21 protein-coding genes are annotated in these 18,154 nt (G+C 59.3%); 5 read left to right on the forward strand and 16 right to left on the reverse strand.

Annotated elements, in window-relative coordinates; all coding sequences use genetic code 11:
• The 6 genes from cysW to ACQ4W4_RS04805 all read right to left on the reverse strand — a co-directional run bounded on the left by cysW (nt 1) and on the right by ACQ4W4_RS04805 (nt 4,882).
• Nucleotides 1-927 (reverse strand): sulfate ABC transporter permease subunit CysW, encoded by a 927-nt coding sequence (cysW, locus tag ACQ4W4_RS04780; RefSeq protein ID WP_298413800.1) that lies wholly within the window; start codon nt 925-927, stop codon nt 1-3.
• Nucleotides 924-1,733, reverse strand: a complete 810-nt coding sequence (cysT, locus tag ACQ4W4_RS04785) for a sulfate ABC transporter permease subunit CysT (RefSeq protein ID WP_070224513.1) — start codon at nt 1,731-1,733, stop codon at nt 924-926. Before cysT ends, cysW begins: the two co-directional genes overlap by 4 nt.
• A 329-nt stretch (nt 1,734-2,062) precedes the next feature.
• On the reverse strand, nt 2,063-2,701 hold the full coding sequence (locus ACQ4W4_RS04790; RefSeq protein ID WP_436540975.1) for a peroxiredoxin: 639 nt from the start codon (nt 2,699-2,701) through the stop codon (nt 2,063-2,065).
• A 42-nt stretch (nt 2,702-2,743) separates the two neighbouring features.
• Entirely contained in the window at nt 2,744-3,310 is a 567-nt protein-coding gene (locus tag ACQ4W4_RS04795) for an RBBP9/YdeN family alpha/beta hydrolase (RefSeq protein WP_436541123.1), read from the reverse strand.
• A gap of 53 nt (nt 3,311-3,363) precedes the next feature.
• Nucleotides 3,364-4,368: a sulfate ABC transporter substrate-binding protein gene (locus tag ACQ4W4_RS04800; RefSeq protein WP_077407966.1), complete on the reverse strand. Its 1,005-nt coding sequence runs from the start codon at nt 4,366-4,368 to the stop codon at nt 3,364-3,366.
• 130 nt (nt 4,369-4,498) lie between these two features.
• Entirely contained in the window at nt 4,499-4,882 is a 384-nt protein-coding gene (locus ACQ4W4_RS04805) for a diacylglycerol kinase (protein WP_152283346.1), read from the reverse strand.
• 153 nt (nt 4,883-5,035) lie between these two features.
• Here ACQ4W4_RS04805 and ACQ4W4_RS04810 point away from each other — a divergent pair, with 153 nt between their 5' ends.
• On the forward strand, nt 5,036-5,815 hold the full coding sequence (locus tag ACQ4W4_RS04810; RefSeq protein ID WP_034747499.1) for an IclR family transcriptional regulator: 780 nt from the start codon (nt 5,036-5,038) through the stop codon (nt 5,813-5,815).
• Between the two features lie 93 nt (nt 5,816-5,908).
• On the opposite strand, the gene pbpG is transcribed toward ACQ4W4_RS04810, so the two are convergent.
• The 3 genes from pbpG to ACQ4W4_RS04825 all read right to left on the reverse strand — a co-directional run bounded on the left by pbpG (nt 5,909) and on the right by ACQ4W4_RS04825 (nt 8,820).
• Nucleotides 5,909-6,982 carry a D-alanyl-D-alanine endopeptidase gene (pbpG, locus tag ACQ4W4_RS04815; RefSeq protein WP_436540976.1) on the reverse strand — a complete coding sequence of 358 codons (1,074 nt, stop codon included), beginning with the start codon at nt 6,980-6,982 and terminating at the stop codon, nt 5,909-5,911.
• Nucleotides 6,983-7,159: 177 nt separating this feature from the next.
• Nucleotides 7,160-7,879, reverse strand: coding sequence for a nitroreductase (locus ACQ4W4_RS04820; protein WP_436540977.1), 720 nt, complete (start codon nt 7,877-7,879; stop codon nt 7,160-7,162).
• Between the two features lie 14 nt (nt 7,880-7,893).
• Nucleotides 7,894-8,820 carry a DMT family transporter gene (locus ACQ4W4_RS04825; protein WP_436540978.1) on the reverse strand — a complete coding sequence of 309 codons (927 nt, stop codon included), beginning with the start codon at nt 8,818-8,820 and terminating at the stop codon, nt 7,894-7,896.
• A 352-nt stretch (nt 8,821-9,172) separates the two neighbouring features.
• Between ACQ4W4_RS04825 and ACQ4W4_RS04830 the strand changes: the two genes are divergently transcribed.
• Nucleotides 9,173-9,739, forward strand: coding sequence for a phasin family protein (locus ACQ4W4_RS04830; protein WP_034747490.1), 567 nt, complete (start codon nt 9,173-9,175; stop codon nt 9,737-9,739).
• A gap of 253 nt (nt 9,740-9,992) precedes the next feature.
• Here the strand turns inward: ACQ4W4_RS04830 and ACQ4W4_RS04835 are convergent, their stop codons facing one another.
• The 6 genes from ACQ4W4_RS04835 to ACQ4W4_RS04860 form a co-directional block, all read right to left on the reverse strand.
• Nucleotides 9,993-10,712 (reverse strand): ABC transporter ATP-binding protein, encoded by a 720-nt coding sequence (locus ACQ4W4_RS04835; protein ID WP_436540979.1) that lies wholly within the window; start codon nt 10,710-10,712, stop codon nt 9,993-9,995.
• Complete coding sequence (locus tag ACQ4W4_RS04840; RefSeq protein WP_436540980.1) at nt 10,709-11,482, reverse strand: ABC transporter ATP-binding protein; 774 nt, start codon at nt 11,480-11,482, stop codon at nt 10,709-10,711. The genes ACQ4W4_RS04835 and ACQ4W4_RS04840 overlap by 4 nt, the downstream gene beginning before the upstream one ends.
• A gap of 14 nt (nt 11,483-11,496) precedes the next feature.
• Complete coding sequence (locus ACQ4W4_RS04845; RefSeq protein WP_436540981.1) at nt 11,497-12,714, reverse strand: ABC transporter permease subunit; 1,218 nt, start codon at nt 12,712-12,714, stop codon at nt 11,497-11,499.
• A gap of 21 nt (nt 12,715-12,735) precedes the next feature.
• On the reverse strand, nt 12,736-13,665 hold the full coding sequence (locus tag ACQ4W4_RS04850; RefSeq protein ID WP_086140000.1) for a branched-chain amino acid ABC transporter permease: 930 nt from the start codon (nt 13,663-13,665) through the stop codon (nt 12,736-12,738).
• 300 nt (nt 13,666-13,965) lie between these two features.
• Nucleotides 13,966-14,913 (reverse strand): 4-hydroxy-3-methylbut-2-enyl diphosphate reductase, encoded by a 948-nt coding sequence (gene ispH / locus ACQ4W4_RS04855; protein WP_436540982.1) that lies wholly within the window; start codon nt 14,911-14,913, stop codon nt 13,966-13,968.
• A gap of 10 nt (nt 14,914-14,923) precedes the next feature.
• Nucleotides 14,924-15,379: an FKBP-type peptidyl-prolyl cis-trans isomerase gene (locus ACQ4W4_RS04860; RefSeq protein WP_070224501.1), complete on the reverse strand. Its 456-nt coding sequence runs from the start codon at nt 15,377-15,379 to the stop codon at nt 14,924-14,926.
• A 120-nt stretch (nt 15,380-15,499) separates the two neighbouring features.
• Here ACQ4W4_RS04860 and radC point away from each other — a divergent pair, with 120 nt between their 5' ends.
• From radC to rpmG, 3 genes are all read left to right on the forward strand, one after another.
• Nucleotides 15,500-16,174 (forward strand): RadC family protein, encoded by a 675-nt coding sequence (gene radC / locus ACQ4W4_RS04865; protein WP_436540983.1) that lies wholly within the window; start codon nt 15,500-15,502, stop codon nt 16,172-16,174.
• A 237-nt stretch (nt 16,175-16,411) separates the two neighbouring features.
• Nucleotides 16,412-16,648, forward strand: coding sequence for a 50S ribosomal protein L28 (gene rpmB, locus ACQ4W4_RS04870; protein WP_010400928.1), 237 nt, complete (start codon nt 16,412-16,414; stop codon nt 16,646-16,648).
• 22 nt (nt 16,649-16,670) lie between these two features.
• Complete coding sequence (gene rpmG / locus ACQ4W4_RS04875; protein WP_010400929.1) at nt 16,671-16,838, forward strand: 50S ribosomal protein L33; 168 nt, start codon at nt 16,671-16,673, stop codon at nt 16,836-16,838.
• A 140-nt stretch (nt 16,839-16,978) separates the two neighbouring features.
• On the opposite strand, the gene ACQ4W4_RS04880 is transcribed toward rpmG, so the two are convergent.
• Nucleotides 16,979-18,148 (reverse strand): DesA family fatty acid desaturase, encoded by a 1,170-nt coding sequence (locus ACQ4W4_RS04880; RefSeq protein WP_436540984.1) that lies wholly within the window; start codon nt 18,146-18,148, stop codon nt 16,979-16,981.
• Nucleotides 18,149-18,154 lie beyond the last annotated feature (6 nt).

Raw genomic sequence — 18,154 nt, forward strand, 5'->3', positions numbered from 1 at the left:
TCAGTGCTCCGTGGAACGTAAGGCGGAATCGTCGGCGTCGCTCTCGTTCAAACGCCACTCAATGAAGGCTTTCAGGGCCAGTGTCACCAGCGCAAGCAAGGCCAGCAAGGAGGCGACGGCAAACGCGGCGGCGAAGTTGTACTCGTTGTACAGAATCTCCACCTGCAGCGGCATGGTGTTGGTTTCGCCGCGGATATGGCCGGACACGACCGACACGGCGCCGAACTCGCCCATGGCGCGGGCGTTACACAGGATCACGCCATACAGCAGACCCCACTTGATGTTCGGCAAGGTGACTCGGCGGAAGGTGTTCCAACCCGACGCACCCAGCACGATGGCGGCCTCTTCCTCTTCGCTGCCCTGCGACTGCATCAGCGGGATCAGTTCGCGCGCGACGAACGGGAAGGTAATGAAAATGGTGGCCAGCACGATGCCGGGCACGGCAAACAGAATCTTGATGTCGTGCGCCTGCAGCCACGGACCGAACCAGCCCTGGGCGCCGAACATCAGCACGTAGATCAGGCCGGAAATTACGGGCGAGACGGAAAACGGCAGGTCGATCAGGGTCAGCAGGATGCTCTTGCCGCGGAATTCGAACTTGGCGATGCACCAGGACGCGGCCACGCCGAAAACCAGGTTCAGCGGTACGGCGATGGCGGCCGTGATCAGGGTCAATTTAATGGCGGAAATCGCGTCCGGATCGATGATAGCGGCGATATACGCTTCCCAGCCCTTCTTGAACGCTTCCGCGAACACGGCCACCAGGGGCACGATCAGAAAGGCCGTCAGGAACAGCAGGGCGATGGTGATCAGGACCGTGCGCACCCACAGCGGTTCCAGCACGACGGGGCCGACATTCGGCTCGAAGCGGCGCGCCTTTGGCAGCGCATCTTCCGCGCTGGCGACAGCGGTAATATTCGTACTCATGATTTCTTCGCCTTTCCGCGCGTCCATGCTTGCAGCAGGTTAATCGTCAACAGCAGCAGGAAAGACACCACCAGCATCACCACGGCGATGGCCGTGGCGCCTGCGTAATCGTATTGTTCCAGCTTGGTAATAATGAACAGCGGCGTGATTTCCGACACCATCGGCATGTTGCCGGCGATAAAGATCACGGAACCGTACTCGCCCGTGGCGCGGGCAAAGGCCAGCGCAAAGCCCGTCAGCAAGGACGGCAAGATCGTCGGGAAGATGACGCGGATAAACGTTTGCAATGAATTGGCGCCCAGGCTGGCGGCCGCTTCTTCCAGTTCCTTTTCCGCGTCTTCCAGCACCGGTTGCACGGTGCGCACGACAAACGGCAAGCCGATGAAGGTCAGCGCCACCACCACGCCCAGCGGCGTGAACGCCACCTTGATGCCCAGCACGCCTTCGATGAACTGGCCGAACCAGCCGTTCGACGAATACAAAGCCGTCAGGGTGATGCCGGCCACGGCCGTCGGCAAGGCGAACGGCAAGTCGACCAGCGCGTCGATGATGCGCTTGCCAGGGAATTTATAGCGCACCAGCACCCAGGCCAGGATGCCGCCGAATACCACGTTCAGCAAGGCGGCGATCAGCGAAGCGCCAAACGTCAGGCGGTATGACGCCATCACGCGCTCGGACGTGACGGCGCTGAAGAAGGCGTCCCACGTCATGGTGAAGGTTTTCAGGAACACCGACGACAGCGGAATGAGGACGATCAGGGCCAGGTAAAAGAGCGTGAAGCCCAGTGACAGCTTAAACCCCGGCATGACCCGAAACGGCGCTCCGCGCGCCTTGATCGGTGCTGCTGATGCTGATGCTGCAGACATAGAAACCCCTTCTTATTACATTTTTGAGTTATAGAGCGCAATAATCACATGCAATCGTTATAAAAAGAACTAACCATTTCTCATTTGCTTAGATGGATTTTGCATACTTGCCGGTGAAAAATCTGGGCGAAAAAAAACGCACCGGCGAGGTGCGTTTTTGTGGGAACAAGAGTGCCGAATAAAACGTTCAGGGCTAGGCGCGTTACCGAAGACAGTACGAATGTACGGCGAGACAATGCAACAACGCCATGGACGTTTTTTCGGTGCTCTTATTTGTTGGGCTGCGGCGTGAGGCGCAAGTATGGCTTCGCTGCCGTAAAGCCCTTCGGATATTTCTGCTTGATCACGTCCGGGTCTTGCACGGTCAGTGGAATGATGACGTCGTCACCATCCGTCCAGTTGCCGGGCGTGGCCACCGTGTAGCCGTCCGTCAGTTGCAGGGCGTCGATGACGCGCAAGATTTCATTGAAGTTGCGGCCCGTGCTGAGCGGATACGTGAGGATCAGCCGTACTTTCTTGTTCGGGTCGATGATGAAGACGGAGCGCACGGTGGCCGTGACGGATTGCTCCGGGTGGATCATGTCGTACAACACCGACACTTTCTTGTCGACGTCGGCGATGATGGGGAAGCCCACCACCGTGTTCTGCGTCTCTTCGATATCCTTGATCCAGCTCTTGTGCGACTCAGCCGCGTCCACGGACAGGGCGATGGCCTTCACGTTGCGCTTGTCGAATTCCGGCTTGAGCTTGGCAGTCAGGCCCAGTTCCGTCGTGCACACGGGGGTAAAGTCGGCCGGGTGGGAAAACAGCACCACCCAGGAATTGCCCGCCCACTCGTGGAACTTGAGCGGGCCGATCGAGCTGTCTTGTTCAAAATCAGGGGCGACGTCGCCCAGGCGTAAAGTCATCGTGATCTCCTTGTGAGGTTGTGTAGCGGGATGTTCGTCGTATCAGGCTGCCTGACGGTGGCGCTTGTCGCTTTGCGCCAGATCAAACAGCGTCTGCAGCTGCGCCTGGCCATAGACCCAGTCGCCCAGACGCGACTCGGCGTTGATGTGGCCGAGTTCGCCGCCATCAATATACTTGCAATTCCAGCGCCGTGCCCACTGCGCCGCGTGTTCGGCCGTCATCCACGGGTCCGTCTGGCTGGCGATCAGGATGCCGGGACAAGGCAGCCGCTTTTGCGGCAAGGCCTTGGCCACGCCAAACTTGTCCGGGTCGGCCGGCCCCACCAGCAGCACGCCGGCCACGCCCTGCGGATCGCGCGCCAGGCTGTGCGCCGTCGTCAGGCAGCCGAAGCTGTGGGCGACGATCAGGGTCGGGCGCGCATCCTGCCGCCGCACCTGGTCCAGGCGCGCCGACCAGGTGGCCAGGTCGGGCGTGTTCCAGTCGTCCTGCTCGACCCGCTCGAATTGCGGATACAGGCGCTGCCAGCGGCTCTGCCAATGCTCGGGACCGCTGTTATGCAAGCCCGGCACGATCAGTACCCGGTAATCGGAAAAGCTGCGCAGCGCCATGATGTGTCCTTGCGTGATCGATTCCGGCAAGCGTTGCCGCCTGCCGGTGAAGATTACTTCGGCTGGTAGATCTGGTCGAAGATGCCGCCGTCGGCAAAGTGCGCCTTCTGTGCCGCCGTCCAGCCGCCGGCCACTTGCTCGATGGTGAACAGATTGACCTTGGCGAACTGCGAAGCATATTTCTTCGCCGCCTTGTCCGTTGCCGGACGGTAGTAATTCTTGGCGATGATGTCTTGCGCTTCGTCCGTGTACAGATAGTTCAGGTAAGCCTCGGCCACCTTGCGCGTGCCATGCTTGTCGGCAAACTTGTCGACGACGGCGACGGGCGGCTCGGCCAGGATGCTGACGGACGGCGTGATGATGTCGAACTTGGTCGGACCCAGTTCCTTGACGGCGAGATACGCCTCGTTTTCCCAGGCGATCAGCACGTCGCCGATACCGCGCTCGACGAAGGTGGTAGTGGCGCCGCGCGCGCCGGAATCGAGCACGGGCACGTTTTTATACAGTTTGCCGAGGAAATCCTTGGCCTTCGCTTCGCTGCCGCCCGGCTGGCGCAGCGCGTAGCCCCAGGCTGCCAGATGGTTCCAGCGGGCGCCGCCCGAGGTCTTCGGATTCGGCGTGATGACGGACACGCCCGGTTTGATCAGATCGTTCCAATCCTTGATGCCTTTCGGGTTGCCCTTGCGCACCAGGAACACGATGGTCGAGGTGTAAGGCGAGCTGTTGTGCGCCAGGCGCTTTTGCCAGTCGGCGGCCAGCAGCTTGTGCTCGGCCAGCGCATCGATGTCGTAGGCCAGCGCCAGGGTGACCACGTCCGCTTCCAGGCCATCGATGACGGCGCGCGCCTGCTTGCCGGAACCGCCGTGCGATTGCTTGATCTTGACGTTGTCGCCCGTCTTGCCTTTCCATTCCTTGGCAAACGCCGTATTCACATCCTGGTACAGCTCGCGCGTCGGGTCGTATGACACGTTGAGCAGGGTGATATCGGCAGCCTGCGCCGTTTGCAGAAGGGCAAACGCGCTGATGGCGGCGGCAGTGATGATTTTTTTCGACAGCATCTAAGATCCCCGTGTGGTTGAACTTTCAGAGCCACCAGATTACGGCGCAACGGCCGCAAAGAGAACGAAGCGTTTCGCCGTTTGATATACATTTTTTGCATATGGACGGCGCGCAACGGGGATTTAGCGCTTAATAGAAACGGTTGAACAGGACCACGGCCCACGTGGCGAAGGCCAGGATGCAGGTCAGCAACACGGCCGCGCTGCCGAAATCCTTGGCGTTTTTCGACAGCGGATGGCGATCCAGCGAAATGCGGTCGACCACTGCTTCCAGTGCGGAATTGATCAGCTCGACGATCAGCACCAGCAGCAGCACGCCGATCAGCACCAGCTTTTCAAACGCGGAGATGCGCAGCAGCAAGGCAATCACGGTGCCGACGACGAACAGACCGAGTTCCTGGCGGAACGCGTGTTCATGGCGCCAGGCCGCCTTCAAACCATCGAGCGAGTAGAAAAAAGCGGAGAAAATCCGTTTCAAGCCGCTTTTGCTCTTGAATTCATTTACAGGTTGCATAGTTTTCCATGACTCAAAGTCCATCCGGTTGCCAATTATGAAGGGCAACATGAGAATTGTGACAATTTATTCGCTGAATATCTCGGAACATTTCACTATTTTTTCACATCATGGTATAAAGAAGCATGAATACTGCATTGCACCAAATCCATCATGAAAATTGAACCGGTCGCTGCCCCGAAGACGACGATCCAGGTCATCGAACGCATGGTCGCCCTGCTCGACGCCCTGGCCAAATATTCCGACCCGGTCAGCCTGAAGGAATTGTCCAAGGTCTCTGGCCTGCACCCCTCGACGGCGCACCGCATCCTCAACGACATGGTGCTCACGCGCTTTGTCGACCGCATCGAACCGGGCACGTATCGCTTGGGCATGCGCCTGCTGGAACTGGGTAATGTGGTGAAAAGCCGCCTCAGCGTGCGCGAAGCGGCGCTCGATTTCATGCGCCAGCTGCACAAGAAAACCCAGCAAACCATCAACCTGTCCGTGCGCCAGGGCGACGAGATCGTCTACATCGACCGCGCCTTTTCCGAACGCTCGGGCATGCAGGTAGTGCGCGCCATCGGCGGCCGCGGCCCGCTGCACCTGACCTCGACCGGTAAATTATTCCTCTCCGTCGACGAACCGAAAGCCATCCGCGCCTACGCCACGCGCACGGGCTTGGCCGGGCACAACAAGAATTCCATCACGGATCTGCAAAAGCTCGAGCGCGAGCTGAGCCTGGTGCGCGAACGCGGTTATGCGCGCGACAATGAAGAGCTGGAACTGGGCGTGCGCTGCATGGCCGCCGGCATCCGCGACGATACAGGCAAGCTGATCGCCGGCCTGTCGATCTCCGCCCCCGCCGACCGCCTGCAGGATGAGTGGCTGGTGGACCTGGTCGAGACGGCGAACCAGATTTCCGTCACCCTGGGATTCATTCCCCAAGACTAAAGCACTGCCGTATAAAAATGTTCAGGGCAAGGCGCACTAACGAAGACAGTACGACTAGTACGGCGAGTTAGTGCAACGCAGCCATGGACATTTTTATCCGCCGGGCAGGCTCATGTTGGCGGGTTTCAAAGCCTCCAGCCACTTGCGCATGCGTCCCGCATCGGCCGTACGCGACTGTTTTCCCTTGGAGTCAAGGAAGACCATGATCACGGCCCGTCCTTCGATGACGGCCTGCATCATCAAACAACGTCCCGCCTCATTGATGAAGCCTGTCTTTTGCAAGCCGATTTCCCAGCCGGGGTTGGCCACCAGGTGATTCGTATTGCCAAACTGCATGGGCTGGCCGCTCGCTTCGACGATGGCTTTCGGATCCGTCGAGTACTCGCGCAGCAGCGGATGGCGGAAGGCGGCCATGGCCAGCTTGCCCAGGTCGCGTGCGCTGGCCACGTTCATTTTCGACAGGCCGCTGGAATCGACATAGTGCGTATCCATCATGCCCAGCTGGCGCGCCTTGCTGTTCATGGCGTCGACAAACGCCGGCAAGCCGCCCGGATAATTGCGGCCCAGCGCCGAGGCGGCGCGGTTTTCCGAGCTCATCAGGGCGATGTGCAGCATATTGGCGCGCGTCAATTGCGAGCCCACCTTCAGACGAGAACTGCTGAACTTGGCGCGGTCGACGTCCTCGTCCGTGATGGTCAGCAGCTCATCCATGTCCTGGTGCGCTTCGACCACCACCAGGCCCGTCATCATCTTGGTGATGGAGGCGATGGGCAGGGCGACATTCGAATTCTTTTCAAACAGCACTTCGGAATTGGCCTGGTCCAGCACCAGCGCCACGCTCGACTTGAGGTCGAGCGGATCGCGCGTGAGGTTCAGGCCCGCCAGGTCGCCCATGGTGGGCATCGGTGCGGCCATGGGCACGGCCACGCTGCTGACTTTTTGATAGATGACCTTGCGTTTGCCGCGCACCATGACGACCCGGCGCACGCTCTTTTCGCGTGGCGCGGCCGTCGCGCCCTTGCGCAGCACGACCTTGATTTTCTTGGTGTTGTGTTTCTTGGAGGCTGAGGATTTGCCGTTCGCTTCCCTGGCGTGCACGGCCGCAGCCGGCGCCAATGCAAACAGCAGGGAAGCCAGGATACCCAGCGCAAGTTTAAACTTAGCCATTCGATAATTCCCCGTGAAGCTGTTGCCTTCTTGCAGTGTAGCGAAATGCAGAGTAATCGCAAGCCTATTTAACAGTTAGGACAGTATTTATTGCAGCAACGAAATACAAATCGTTAGCGATCCGCAAACAAACTCATCCTTGACGGACTGTTTTCCTGTGCCAGTCGCTGGCAATGTCTATTTGTCCATGAATTTAACAAAACCGCCCAGCGGCTCGCGTTCCGTGCTCAAGCGGTTCTCGATCTTGTCCGGGTCGGCATAACCGAGGGCCATGCCGCACACCACCATTTCGCTGGCCGGCACGCCCAGCTCGTCGCGGATGATGTCATGGTAATGGATGAAAGCCGCTTGCGGACACGTATCGAGTCCCCGCGCGCGCGCCGCCAGCATGATGTTTTGCAAGAACATGCCGTAGTCGAGCCAGGAACCCTGCTCCAGCACCCGCTCGATGGTAAAGATCAGGCCGACGGGCGCATCGAAAAACTGGAAATTGCGCCCATGCTGGGCCGCCATGCCGGCCGTGTCGCCCCGCTCCAGACCCAGCAGCTGGTACAGGTCCAGGCCGATCTTGCGGCGGCGCTCGATGTACGGCGCCGTCCACTGGCGCGGGTAATAGGTGTACGAGGCCGTGCGCGCGGGCGCATCGGACGCCTTCGGCGCGTCATAGGCGGCGAGGATGCGGCGCGACAGGCGCAGGCGCGCTTCGCCCGACAGCACATACACTTTCCACGGCTGCATGTTGGCGCCCGAGGGGGCGCGCGCCGCCACTTCCAGGATGCGCGCGATCTCGTCCTGCGCCACCGGCGTGGGCAAAAAGGCGCGGATCGAACGGCGCGACCGGATGACGCTATCGACGGCTTGCTGCGCCGCCGGTGTTTCCAATGCTGGCTTGCTCACTGCCCTGCTCCCTGCTATTTCTTGACTACAAACACCACGCCGACCACGGCCACCAGCATGCCGGCGATGCCCAGCATATTAAATGCTTCGCCAAACATCAGCCAGGCCATCACGGCCGTCGTGGGCGGCGTCAGGTACAGCAAGCCCGTCACTTTCGTCGCGTCGCTGCGGCGGATCAGGGCGAACAGCAGGAAGATGGCGCCGATCGACAGCACGAGTACCGACCACAGCAAGGCGCCGATGAAATTCGCCGTCCATTGCACATTGCTGAACTGCCAGTCCAGGCCTTCGTAATACAAGGCGAATGGCAACACCACGACGATGGAAGCGGCAAACTGCACCACTGTGCCGGTGCGCAAGTCAAATTGCGGGCAGTGGCGTTTTTGATACATGGTGCCGGCCGTCATCGACAGCAGCGCGAACACGCACAGCAGCACGCTTTCCGCGGTCAGGCCCACGAGGTTGATCTTCGCGTACACCACCAAAGCCACGCCCAGCAAGCCAAAGAACAGGCCCAGCCACTGGCGCGGGCGCACGGATTCGCCGATCAATGGCGCGGCGCAGGCCGTCAGAACGGGCTGCATGCCGACAATGAGCGCAGAGAGGCCGGCCGGCATGCCCAGCTTGATGGCGCACCAGACGCCGGCCAGGTAGCCGGCCTGCATCAGGATGCCGGCCACGGCGATCTGGCGGAACTGTCCCACGGGCCACGGCGCGCGCAACAGCAGCACCAGCGGCAGCAGGATCACCAGCACGCCCAGAAAGCGCAGCAGCAAAAAGGTCAGCGGCGGCGCATACGGCAAGCCGAACTTGGCCACGATAAAACCCGTGCTCCATAACAACACGAAGAAACCAGGCAAGGCCATCGGCGCCACAGTGGTCAGGAAAGGGGTTTTGGAGGCTTTGCCGCTGGCGCCAGCCGCGGCGGGAAGATTGGACATGGTATCAACTCGGGAAACGGGATACTCACCGGGGCGCTGCGCCGGTGCGGGAGGCAAAGTCTAGCATGCTGCGCCGCGATCGTCGCCCGCAGCCACTGGAAATGATAGTTTAGACATAAACCATTGACACGTAGAAATCAAATATTTCTCTTTAGAAACAATGACTTTTGATGCAAATCTATTCAATTGTTGCATCGCACAAGAAACGCTTGACTTCGTTTTTTTTCGCCGTAGAATAGGGTTTGTTGCGTTGCACAATTCTTGTTCAGCTTGAAAAATTTAGATTCACCTGCTTTCCCAAACGGTACACGCAGCATCAAATTAACCAGATTTCGATTTTTTGGAGATTTATATGTTTTCAATTCCTGAGCAATTTTCGTCCGCTACCAAAGCCAACCTGGAAGCCCAATTCGCCCTGTTCTCGTCGCTGACGGGCAAAGCCTTCGAAGGCATCGAAAAGATCGTCGAACTGAACCTGACCGCTGCCAAGGCAACGCTGGAAGAATCGACCGCCGCCGCCAAGCAATTGCTGTCGGCAAAAGATCCACAAGAATTCTTCTCGCTGAGCGCTGCTCAAGCCCAGCCTAGCGCCGAAAAAGCCATCGCTTACGGCCGTCACCTGGCTGCCATCACGTCGGGCACCCAGGCCGAGTTCAGCAAAGCCGCGGAATCGCAAATCGCTGAAACCAACCGCAAAGTCCTGTCCCTGGTGGAAGAAGTCACCAAGAACGCGCCAGCCGGTTCGGAAAACGCCGTCGCCATCCTGAAAAGCGCCATCGGCAACGCCAATGCAGGTTACGAGCAATTCTCGAAAACCAGCAAGCAAGCTGTCGAAGCGATCGAAGCGAACCTGACCTCGGCCGTGAACCAATTCACGCAAGCGGCTGAAAAAGTCGTTCCGCGCGCTGCCGCCAAGTAATTACCAAGCGACCGCCACGGCGATCCGCTGTTAACAGCTCCTCCAGGCATCCATCCCGCACTTTCCCGACGGATGCCATTATGCCCCAGCCCAGCTGGGGCATTTTTTATGCCAGCTTAGTACGCGTAACCAAACCTACTGCGCGTCGTGATCTGCGGCCTGCGATGCTCACTGTGCTCAAGCACAGTTCCGCTTCTCAGCCACAACTCCCTTCCGCTCGCTACGGTTTTGTTAAGCGTTCTTTGTATCTGTTCTACTCTCCCAGATACGCCGCCTTCACGCGCGGGTCGTCGAGCATGGCGGCCGCGTTGCCGCCCATGGTGACGAGGCCGGAATCCATCACATAGCCGCGGTGCGCCGCCTGCAGCGCCAGCCGGGCATTCTGTTCGACCAGCAGGATCGTGATGCCTTCGGACGAGACTTTGCGGATCACCTCGAAGATTTTCTCGACCATGATGGGCGACAGGCCCATCGACGGCTCGTCGAGCAGCAGCAGCTTCGGATGGCTCATCAGGGCGCGCGCCATGGCCAGCATCTGCTGCTCGCCGCCCGACAGGGTGCCGGCCATCTGCGCCGCCCTTTCCTTCAGGCGCGGGAACACGTCGAACCATTTCTCGATATCGGCCTCGACACCGGCCTTGTCCGTGCGCGTGTAGGCGCCCATCATGAGGTTTTCGCGGATCGACATGCGGGTAAACACGCCCCGCCCTTCCGGCACCATCGCCAGTTTCCTTTCCACCAGGTGGAACGATTTCGTGCCCTTGAGCGACTCGCCCAGGTAGCTGATCGTACCTTCGACCTTGCATTCAGGCAAAGTTCCCGTGATGGCTTTCAAGGTCGTCGTCTTGCCGGCGCCGTTCGCGCCGATCAGCGCGATCAGCTCGCCCTCATTGACTTCCAGGTCGATGCCTTTGACCGCCTTGATGCCGCCGTAGGCCACGTGCAGGCCCGCCACCTTCAATATATTACTCATGCGTGCGATCCCCCCAGGTAAGCCTCGATGACGGCCGGGTTTTGCTGTATTTCGGCCGGCAAGCCTTCCGCGATGCGCTTGCCATATTCGAGCACCGTGATACGGTCGCACAGCCCCATCATCAGTTTCACGTCGTGCTCGATCAGCAGCACGGTCTTGCCTTCGGCCTTGATTTTCACCAGCAACTCGCGCAGGGCCAGCTTTTCCGTCGCATTCATGCCGGCCGCCGGCTCGTCGAGCGCCAGCAGGGTCGGATCGGTGGCCAGCGCGCGGGCGATTTCCAGGCGCCGCTGGTCGCCATACGACAAAAAGCGCGCCGTGCGGCCGGCGAACTGGGCGATGCCGACGAAGTCGAGCAGCTCCATCGCCCGCCGTTGGATCGACGCCTCTTCCTCGCGCGCCGCCTTGTGGCGGAAGATGGCGCCGAACACGCCCTGGTGCGAGCGCACATGGCGCCCCACCATGACGTTTTCCAGCGCCGTCATGTCGCCGAACAGGCGAATGTTCTGGAAGGTGCGGGCGATGCCCGCCTTGGCCACCTTGTGCGGCGCGGACGGCGAATACGGCTTGCCGGCCAGCTCGAAGGTGCCCGTGTCGGGCTGGTACAGGCCCGTAATGACGTTAAAGAAAGTGGTCTTGCCGGCACCGTTCGGGCCGATCAAGCCATAGATTTGCCCTTGCCGGATGGTGATGCCCACGTCGGTGAGCGCCTGCAGGCCGCCGAAACGTTTATTGACGCCGGCGATATTGAGAATGATCTGTTCGCTCATGGTGCTTTCCTCCCTTAAGCGGACACGACGCCGGTGGATTTATTCGGCTGGTCCACATCGTGGTCAGGCCGGTCTTCATGCTTCGGCGACGGCCACAGGCCGGCAGGACGTATAAGCATAATCAGTACCATGGCCAGACCATACAGCAACTGGCGCAGTACTTCAGCATCGATGATGATCTCGCCAAACAACGCCTTCTGCGCCGGCTCGACGACATGGCGCAGCACTTCCGGTATCGACGCGAGGATCACGCCACCAAGGATCACGCCAGGGACATGGCCGATGCCGCCCAGCACCACCATGGCCAGCACGGCGATCGATTCCGTCAGCGAGAACGATTCCGGCGCGACAAAGCCCTGGAACGAGGCGAACATGGCGCCGGCCACGCCGCCGAACGAGGCGCCCATGGAAAAGGCCAGCAATTTGACGTTGCGCGTATTGATGCCCATGGCTTTCGCGGCGATCTCGTCTTCGCGGATGGCCACCCAGGCGCGGCCCAGGCGCGAATGCTGGAGGCGCTGGGTGACGAACACGACGGCGATGCACAGGAACAGGAAAAGAAAATAATAGGCATTCACGGAGGGCATGGAAAAGCCGCCCACCGTGACGGTGCTGTTGGTGCCCGCCTCGCCCGCCAGGTTGACGCCGAAGATGCGGATCGGGTCAACCATGTTGATGCCTTGCACGCCATTCGTGAAATTGATAGGCTCATTCAAGTTGCCCATGAAAATACGGATGATCTCGCCAAAGCCCAGGGTCACGATGGCCAGATAGTCGCCGCGCAGTTTCAAGGTCGGCGCGCCCAGCAAGGCGCCGCACAGGCCCGCCACGGCAGCGGCCAGCGGCACGATGATCCAGATCGACAGGTGGACGCCGTTTTCGCGGATTTCCGGCCCCATCAGTTGCACCAGCGTTTCGCCCAGCACCGGATATTGATTCACCACCGATTCGAGCAGGATGGCGAACTGGGGCGACGCCAGCAAGGCCGTCAGGTAGGCGCCCACGGCATAAAAGGCGATGTAGCCGAGGTCGAGCAGGCCGGCAAAGCCGACGACGATGTTCAGGCCCAGCGCCAACATGATGTACAGCAAGGCCATGTCGACGATGCGCACCCACGAGTTGCCGAACTGCGCGGCAAAAAACGGGAACACCATCAGCAGCGCGGCCAGGCCCAGCATGCCGGCGTAGGCCTTGGCGGGATTCTTTCTTGCGTCGAAATCGAGTAATGCCATGATTATTCTCCCAGTTTCACATCAGGCACGGTCGGCCACTCTTTCGCCCATGATGCCGGACGGGCGCAGGGTCAGCACAATGATCAGCACGATGAAGGCAAAGATATCCTGGTAATTGCTGCCGAGGAAACCACCGGTGAGATAGGCGATATACCCGGCACCAAGGCTCTCGATGAGGCCCAGCAGGATGCCGCCCAACATGGCGCCATAGATATTGCCGATGCCGCCCAGCACGGCCGCGCAAAATGCCTTCAGCCCGGGAAGCGCTCCCATCGAAAACTTTACCGACGCATAGTTGGCGCCCCACATCACGCCGGCCACGGCTGCCAGCGCGGCGCCAATGGCGAACGTGGCGACGATGACCTTGTCGGAATCGACACCCATGAGTCCCGCCACGCGAGGATTCTCCGCCGTGGCCCGCATGGCGCGGCCCATCTTGGTTTTCTCAATCAGTAAGACCAGAGATCCCATGGAAATGGCGGCCAGGGCCAGCAGCAATACTTGCGTTTGGGAAATGACAGCACCACCGATGTGCAGCGGGTCGGTCGACAGCAACTGGGGAAATGGCAGCGGATTGCGCGTCCAGATCATCATGGCGAAGGTTTGCAGCAGGATGGAGACGCCGATGGCGGTAATCAGGGGAGCGAGGCGGGGGGCGTTGCGCAGGCGGCGGTAGGCGACCCGTTCGATGAAAATATTGACCAGAATACAGATGGGAATGGCGCCGAGGATGGCGGTGGCCAGTTTCAGGTAGCCGGGCCAGTCCGGCACATAAATGCCCAGCAGCTTGAGGATGGTCAAGCCCACCATGGCGCCGATCATGAGCACGTCGCCGTGGGCGAAGTTGATCAGGTTCAAGACGCCGTACACCATGGTGTAACCGAGGGCGATCAAGGCATACATACTGCCCAACACCAAGCCGTTGATGATTTGCTGGATGAATGTATCCATGGTCAGATTGCCCTATCAAATATGCATTTTTCGGGAACAACTTCCAGCAGAATATGTTGCTGATACAAAAACGGCACCGGAGGAATAATTCCTGCAGTGCCATCCCTGGACCGTTCTCACCAGCATGGTGCACGCACCGAAAACGGGCGTGACCTTGCTTAGTCATAACGACAACATATTCAAGCTTGAACCAATCATAACGATCTTTTGCAAAAACTAAGCTTGGAATAATGCGGCCATTTCCGAATTAAATTCGGTTTTAAGGTAACTATTTCATCGATACTCAATTGCCCTGGCAACTCAGGCGACATCGCGCTTGATGCCGTCGAGGCCTTTCGGCATCGGGAACGTGACGGCTTCCTGCACGCCGTCGAGCGGGCGCACGCTCTTCACGCCGCACTCTTTCAGGCGGTCGATGACGGCTTGCACCAGCACCTCGGGCGCCGAGGCGCCAGCCGTGACACCCACGCGCAGCTTGCCTTCCAGCCAGGCGGGGTCGATCTGCGAGGCATTGTCGACCATGTAGGCTGGCGTGCCCATCTTCTCGGCCACTTCACGCAGGCGGTTCGAATTCGAGCTGTTCGGGCTGCCCACGACGATCACCACTTCCACTTGCGGGGCCATGAATTTCACGGCTTCCTGGCGGTTGGTGGTGGCGTAGCAGATGTCGCCTTTTTTCGGCTCGACGATATTCGGATATTTCGCTTTCAAGGCCGCAATAATGTCGCTAGTGTCGTCAACTGACAACGTTGTTTGCGAAACATAGGCCAGGCTGTCCGGATTGGCGACCTGCAATGCCGCTACATCGTCGAGCGTTTCCACCAAATGCATGCCCATATCGGCCTGGCCCATCGTGCCTTCCACCTCGGGATGGCCGTCGTGGCCGATCATGATGATCTCGCGGCCTTCGCGGCGCATCTTGCCCACTTCCATGTGCACCTTGGTGACGAGCGGGCAAGTGGCGTCAAAAATGCTCAGGCCGCGCGATTCCGCCTCGGCGCGCACGGCTTTCGACACGCCGTGCGCGGAAAACACGAGCGTATTGCCCGCAGGTACGTCGTCGAGGTCATCGATGAAGATGGCGCCCTTGTTGCGCAAGTCGGCCACCACATAGGCGTTGTGGACGATTTCATGGCGCACGTAGATCGGTGCGCCAAATTGCTGCAAGGCGCGCTCGACGATTTCAATCGCCCGGTCGACGCCAGCGCAGAAACCGCGGGGCTGGGCCAGTAACAGTTCTTTATCCATCGCTATTCCTTCACAGCACCGAGATGAGCTTGACTTCAAAACGCAGCGGCTGGCCGGCCAGCGGATGATTGAAGTCGAACAGGGCGGAGTCCTCGCGCATTTCGCGCAGCACGCCGGCAAAGCGGCCGCCGCCCGGCGCGGCGAAGTCGACCAGGTCGCCGATCTTGTAGTCGGCGCCCGGCACCGAGTTCTCGTCCAGGGTCGCGCGCGAAACGGACTGCACCAGCTCGGGATTGCGCTCGCCAAAGCCTTCACCGGCCGCCAGCTCGAAGGTCTGGTGCGTGCCTTCAGGCAAGCCCAGCAGACGTTGCTCGAGGAAGGGCGCCAGCTGGCCCTGTCCCAGCATCAAGGTCGCAGGATTTCCGCTGAAGGTAGTGACAATATCAGTACCGTCAACAGTAGCAAGACGATAATGCAGGGTGAGGTAAGCCGCTTCGGTGACGACTGCTGGTTGCTCGTTGGACATAGTAGTTTTCAGGTAACTGGTGCAAAACGATATTGTAAGCCACACTGGCCGCGCCTGCCCCATGGCTTCGTCAAAGAAGACCGCACTGGGGCACGCACCGGTGCCAAACAGGAGAACAGCATGGGCATCAAGGACTGGCCGGCCGGCGAACGGCCGCGCGAACGCTTGATCGAGGATGGCGCGCAATCGCTGTCGGACGCGGAATTGCTGGCCGTGTTCCTGCGCACGGGCGTGCGCGGCAAGAGCGCCGTGGAACTGGCGCGCGACACGGTCGAGCACTTCGGCTCCCTGCGCGGCCTGTTCGGCGCCAGCCTCGTGAGTTTTTCCGCCGTGCACGGCATGGGCAGCGCCAAATTCGCGCAGTTGCAAGCGGTGCTGGAACTGGCGCGGCGCGCCATCATCGAGGATTTACAGGCGGGTCAGGCCCTCAATTCGCCGCATGCCGTCAAAGACTATTTGCGCCTGACCCTGGGCCACCTGGCGCATGAAGCGTTTCACGTGTTGTTTTTGGACGTCAAGAACCGCCTGATCACGACCCAGGAAATGTTTCGCGGCACCCTCACCCACACCAGCGTGTATCCGCGCGAAGTGGTGAAACAGGCGCTGCTGCACAACGCTGCCAGCGTCATGCTGGCTCATAACCACCCGTCCGGCACGCCCGAACCCAGCGAATCGGATCTGCTGCTGACGCGGGCGCTGGCGCAAGCGTTGTCGCTGGTCGACGTGCGCATCCTCGACCATTTCGTCGTGGCCGGGCGGCAAGTGCATTCGTTCGCGGAACATGGCCAGATCTAGGCCAGGCGGCAGTTAACCATGTGTAAACAAGGACATACGTGACGGCACCGGCACGCTTATCTAACAGTAAACGGCGCTGTTTACCAGTGCCTTCCCCTGTGAGGAAGGCCAAAAGTCCAATTGTTAAATTTTTACAATGAAACACGACACAATTGTTTTTCGCAAGTCATTGATAAATCTGCTTATTTTGGATATACTCTCGTTTTTCCAATTTGGAATATCTTTAAGGAGTGCGCCATGGCACGTGTTTGCCAAGTCACTGGGAAGAAGCCGATGGTCGGCAACAATGTTTCCCATGCAAACAACAAAACCAAACGTCGTTTTTTGCCTAACTTGCAGAATCGTCGTATTTTTGTTGAATCTGAAAACCGCTGGGTCTCCCTGCGTTTGTCCAACGCCGGTCTGCGCGTCATCGATAAAGTCGGCATCGACGCCGTATTGGTCGATATGCGCGCTCGTGGCGAAAAAGTCTAATTAGCAGAATAAGGGAGCTATCATGGCAAAATCAGGCCGCGACAAAATCAAGTTAGAATCGACCGCCGGTACGGGTCACTTCTACACGACCACCAAAAACAAGCGTACGACGCCTGCGAAAATGGAGATCATGAAATTCGATCCTAAAGCACGCAAGCACGTAACGTACAAAGAAACCAAAATCAAGTAATTGATCTTGTGTTCTGTAAAAAGAGCCGCTCCGATGAGCGGTTTTTTTTCGCCCTGATTTTCATCTTGCCGTCCTCCCTTTTGCCAAGGCGAAAAAAAAGGCCCTGGAAACCAGGGCCTTGATATGACGCGACAGCTTACTCAGGCATAGCTGCGCAGGCGCAAGGAGAAGTCCTGCAATGACTGGATGCCCGACGCTTCGGCGCGCGCGCACCAGTCTTGCAGCTTCTGCAGCAACTGCTCGCGTGTAAAGTGCGAACGCTCCCAGATCGCGCCCAGTTCCACGCGCATGTGGTGCATGGTTTCCAGCGCCTTGCTGTGCTGAAACAGTTCCGACAACTGCTCGTGATGCGCATCGGCCAGCTTGCCCGGTTCGCGCTGCATCAGCTTGCGCGACGACTTCAGGAAACGCTTTTCCAGCTCGGCCTTGTGCTTCAGGTGTTCCAGCTCTTCCTTCCAGGCATGCTTGATCGATTTCGCATACTTGGCCATCACGTCGTAGCGGTTGGCAATGACCGACTGCAAGGTCTCGAAGTCCGCTTCCACCTTGCCGTGCGAGAACTTCGGTTCCGGCGCCAGCTTTTTCACTTTGGCCAGGCCCAGCATTTCCAGCGCGCGGATATACGCCCAGCCGATATCGATTTCATACCATTTCGACGACAGCTTGGCCGACGTGGCATAGGTATGGTGATTGTTGTGCAACTCTTCGCCGCCGATCAGGATGCCGAACGGAATGATGTTGGTGGCCGCGTCGGCGCAGTCGTAGTTGCGGTAGCCCCAGTAGTGGCCGATGCCGTTGATGATGCCGGCCGCCGTAATCGGAATCCACATCATTTGCACGGCCCACACGGAAATGCCGATCACGCCGAACAACACGAAATTGATGACGAACAGCGACACCACGCCCAGCCAGCTGTATTTGGTGTACAGGTTGCGCTCGATCCAGTCCGTCGGCGTGCCGTGGCCATATTTCGCCATGGTTTCCATGTTCTTCGATTCAGCCCGGTACAGCTCGGCGCCTTCCCAGAACACTTTCTTGATGCCGCGCGTCACGGGACTGTGCGGATCTTCTTCCGTATCGCACTTGGCATGGTGCTTGCGGTGGATGGCCGCCCATTCCTTGGTGACCTGGCCCGTCGTCAGCCACAGCCAGAAACGGAAGAAATGGCTGGGGATCGCATGCAATTCCAGCGCCCGGTGAGCCTGGTGGCGGTGCAGGTAAATCGTGACGCTGGCGATCGTGATGTGCGTGACCACCATGGTGTACAGGAAAACTTGCCATGCAGACAGGTCGGTAACGCCAGTTGCCATGAACTG

The sequence above is a fragment of the Janthinobacterium glycogeni genome (assembly GCF_051380725.1).
Taxonomy (GTDB): Bacteria; Pseudomonadota; Gammaproteobacteria; order Burkholderiales; family Burkholderiaceae_D; genus Janthinobacterium.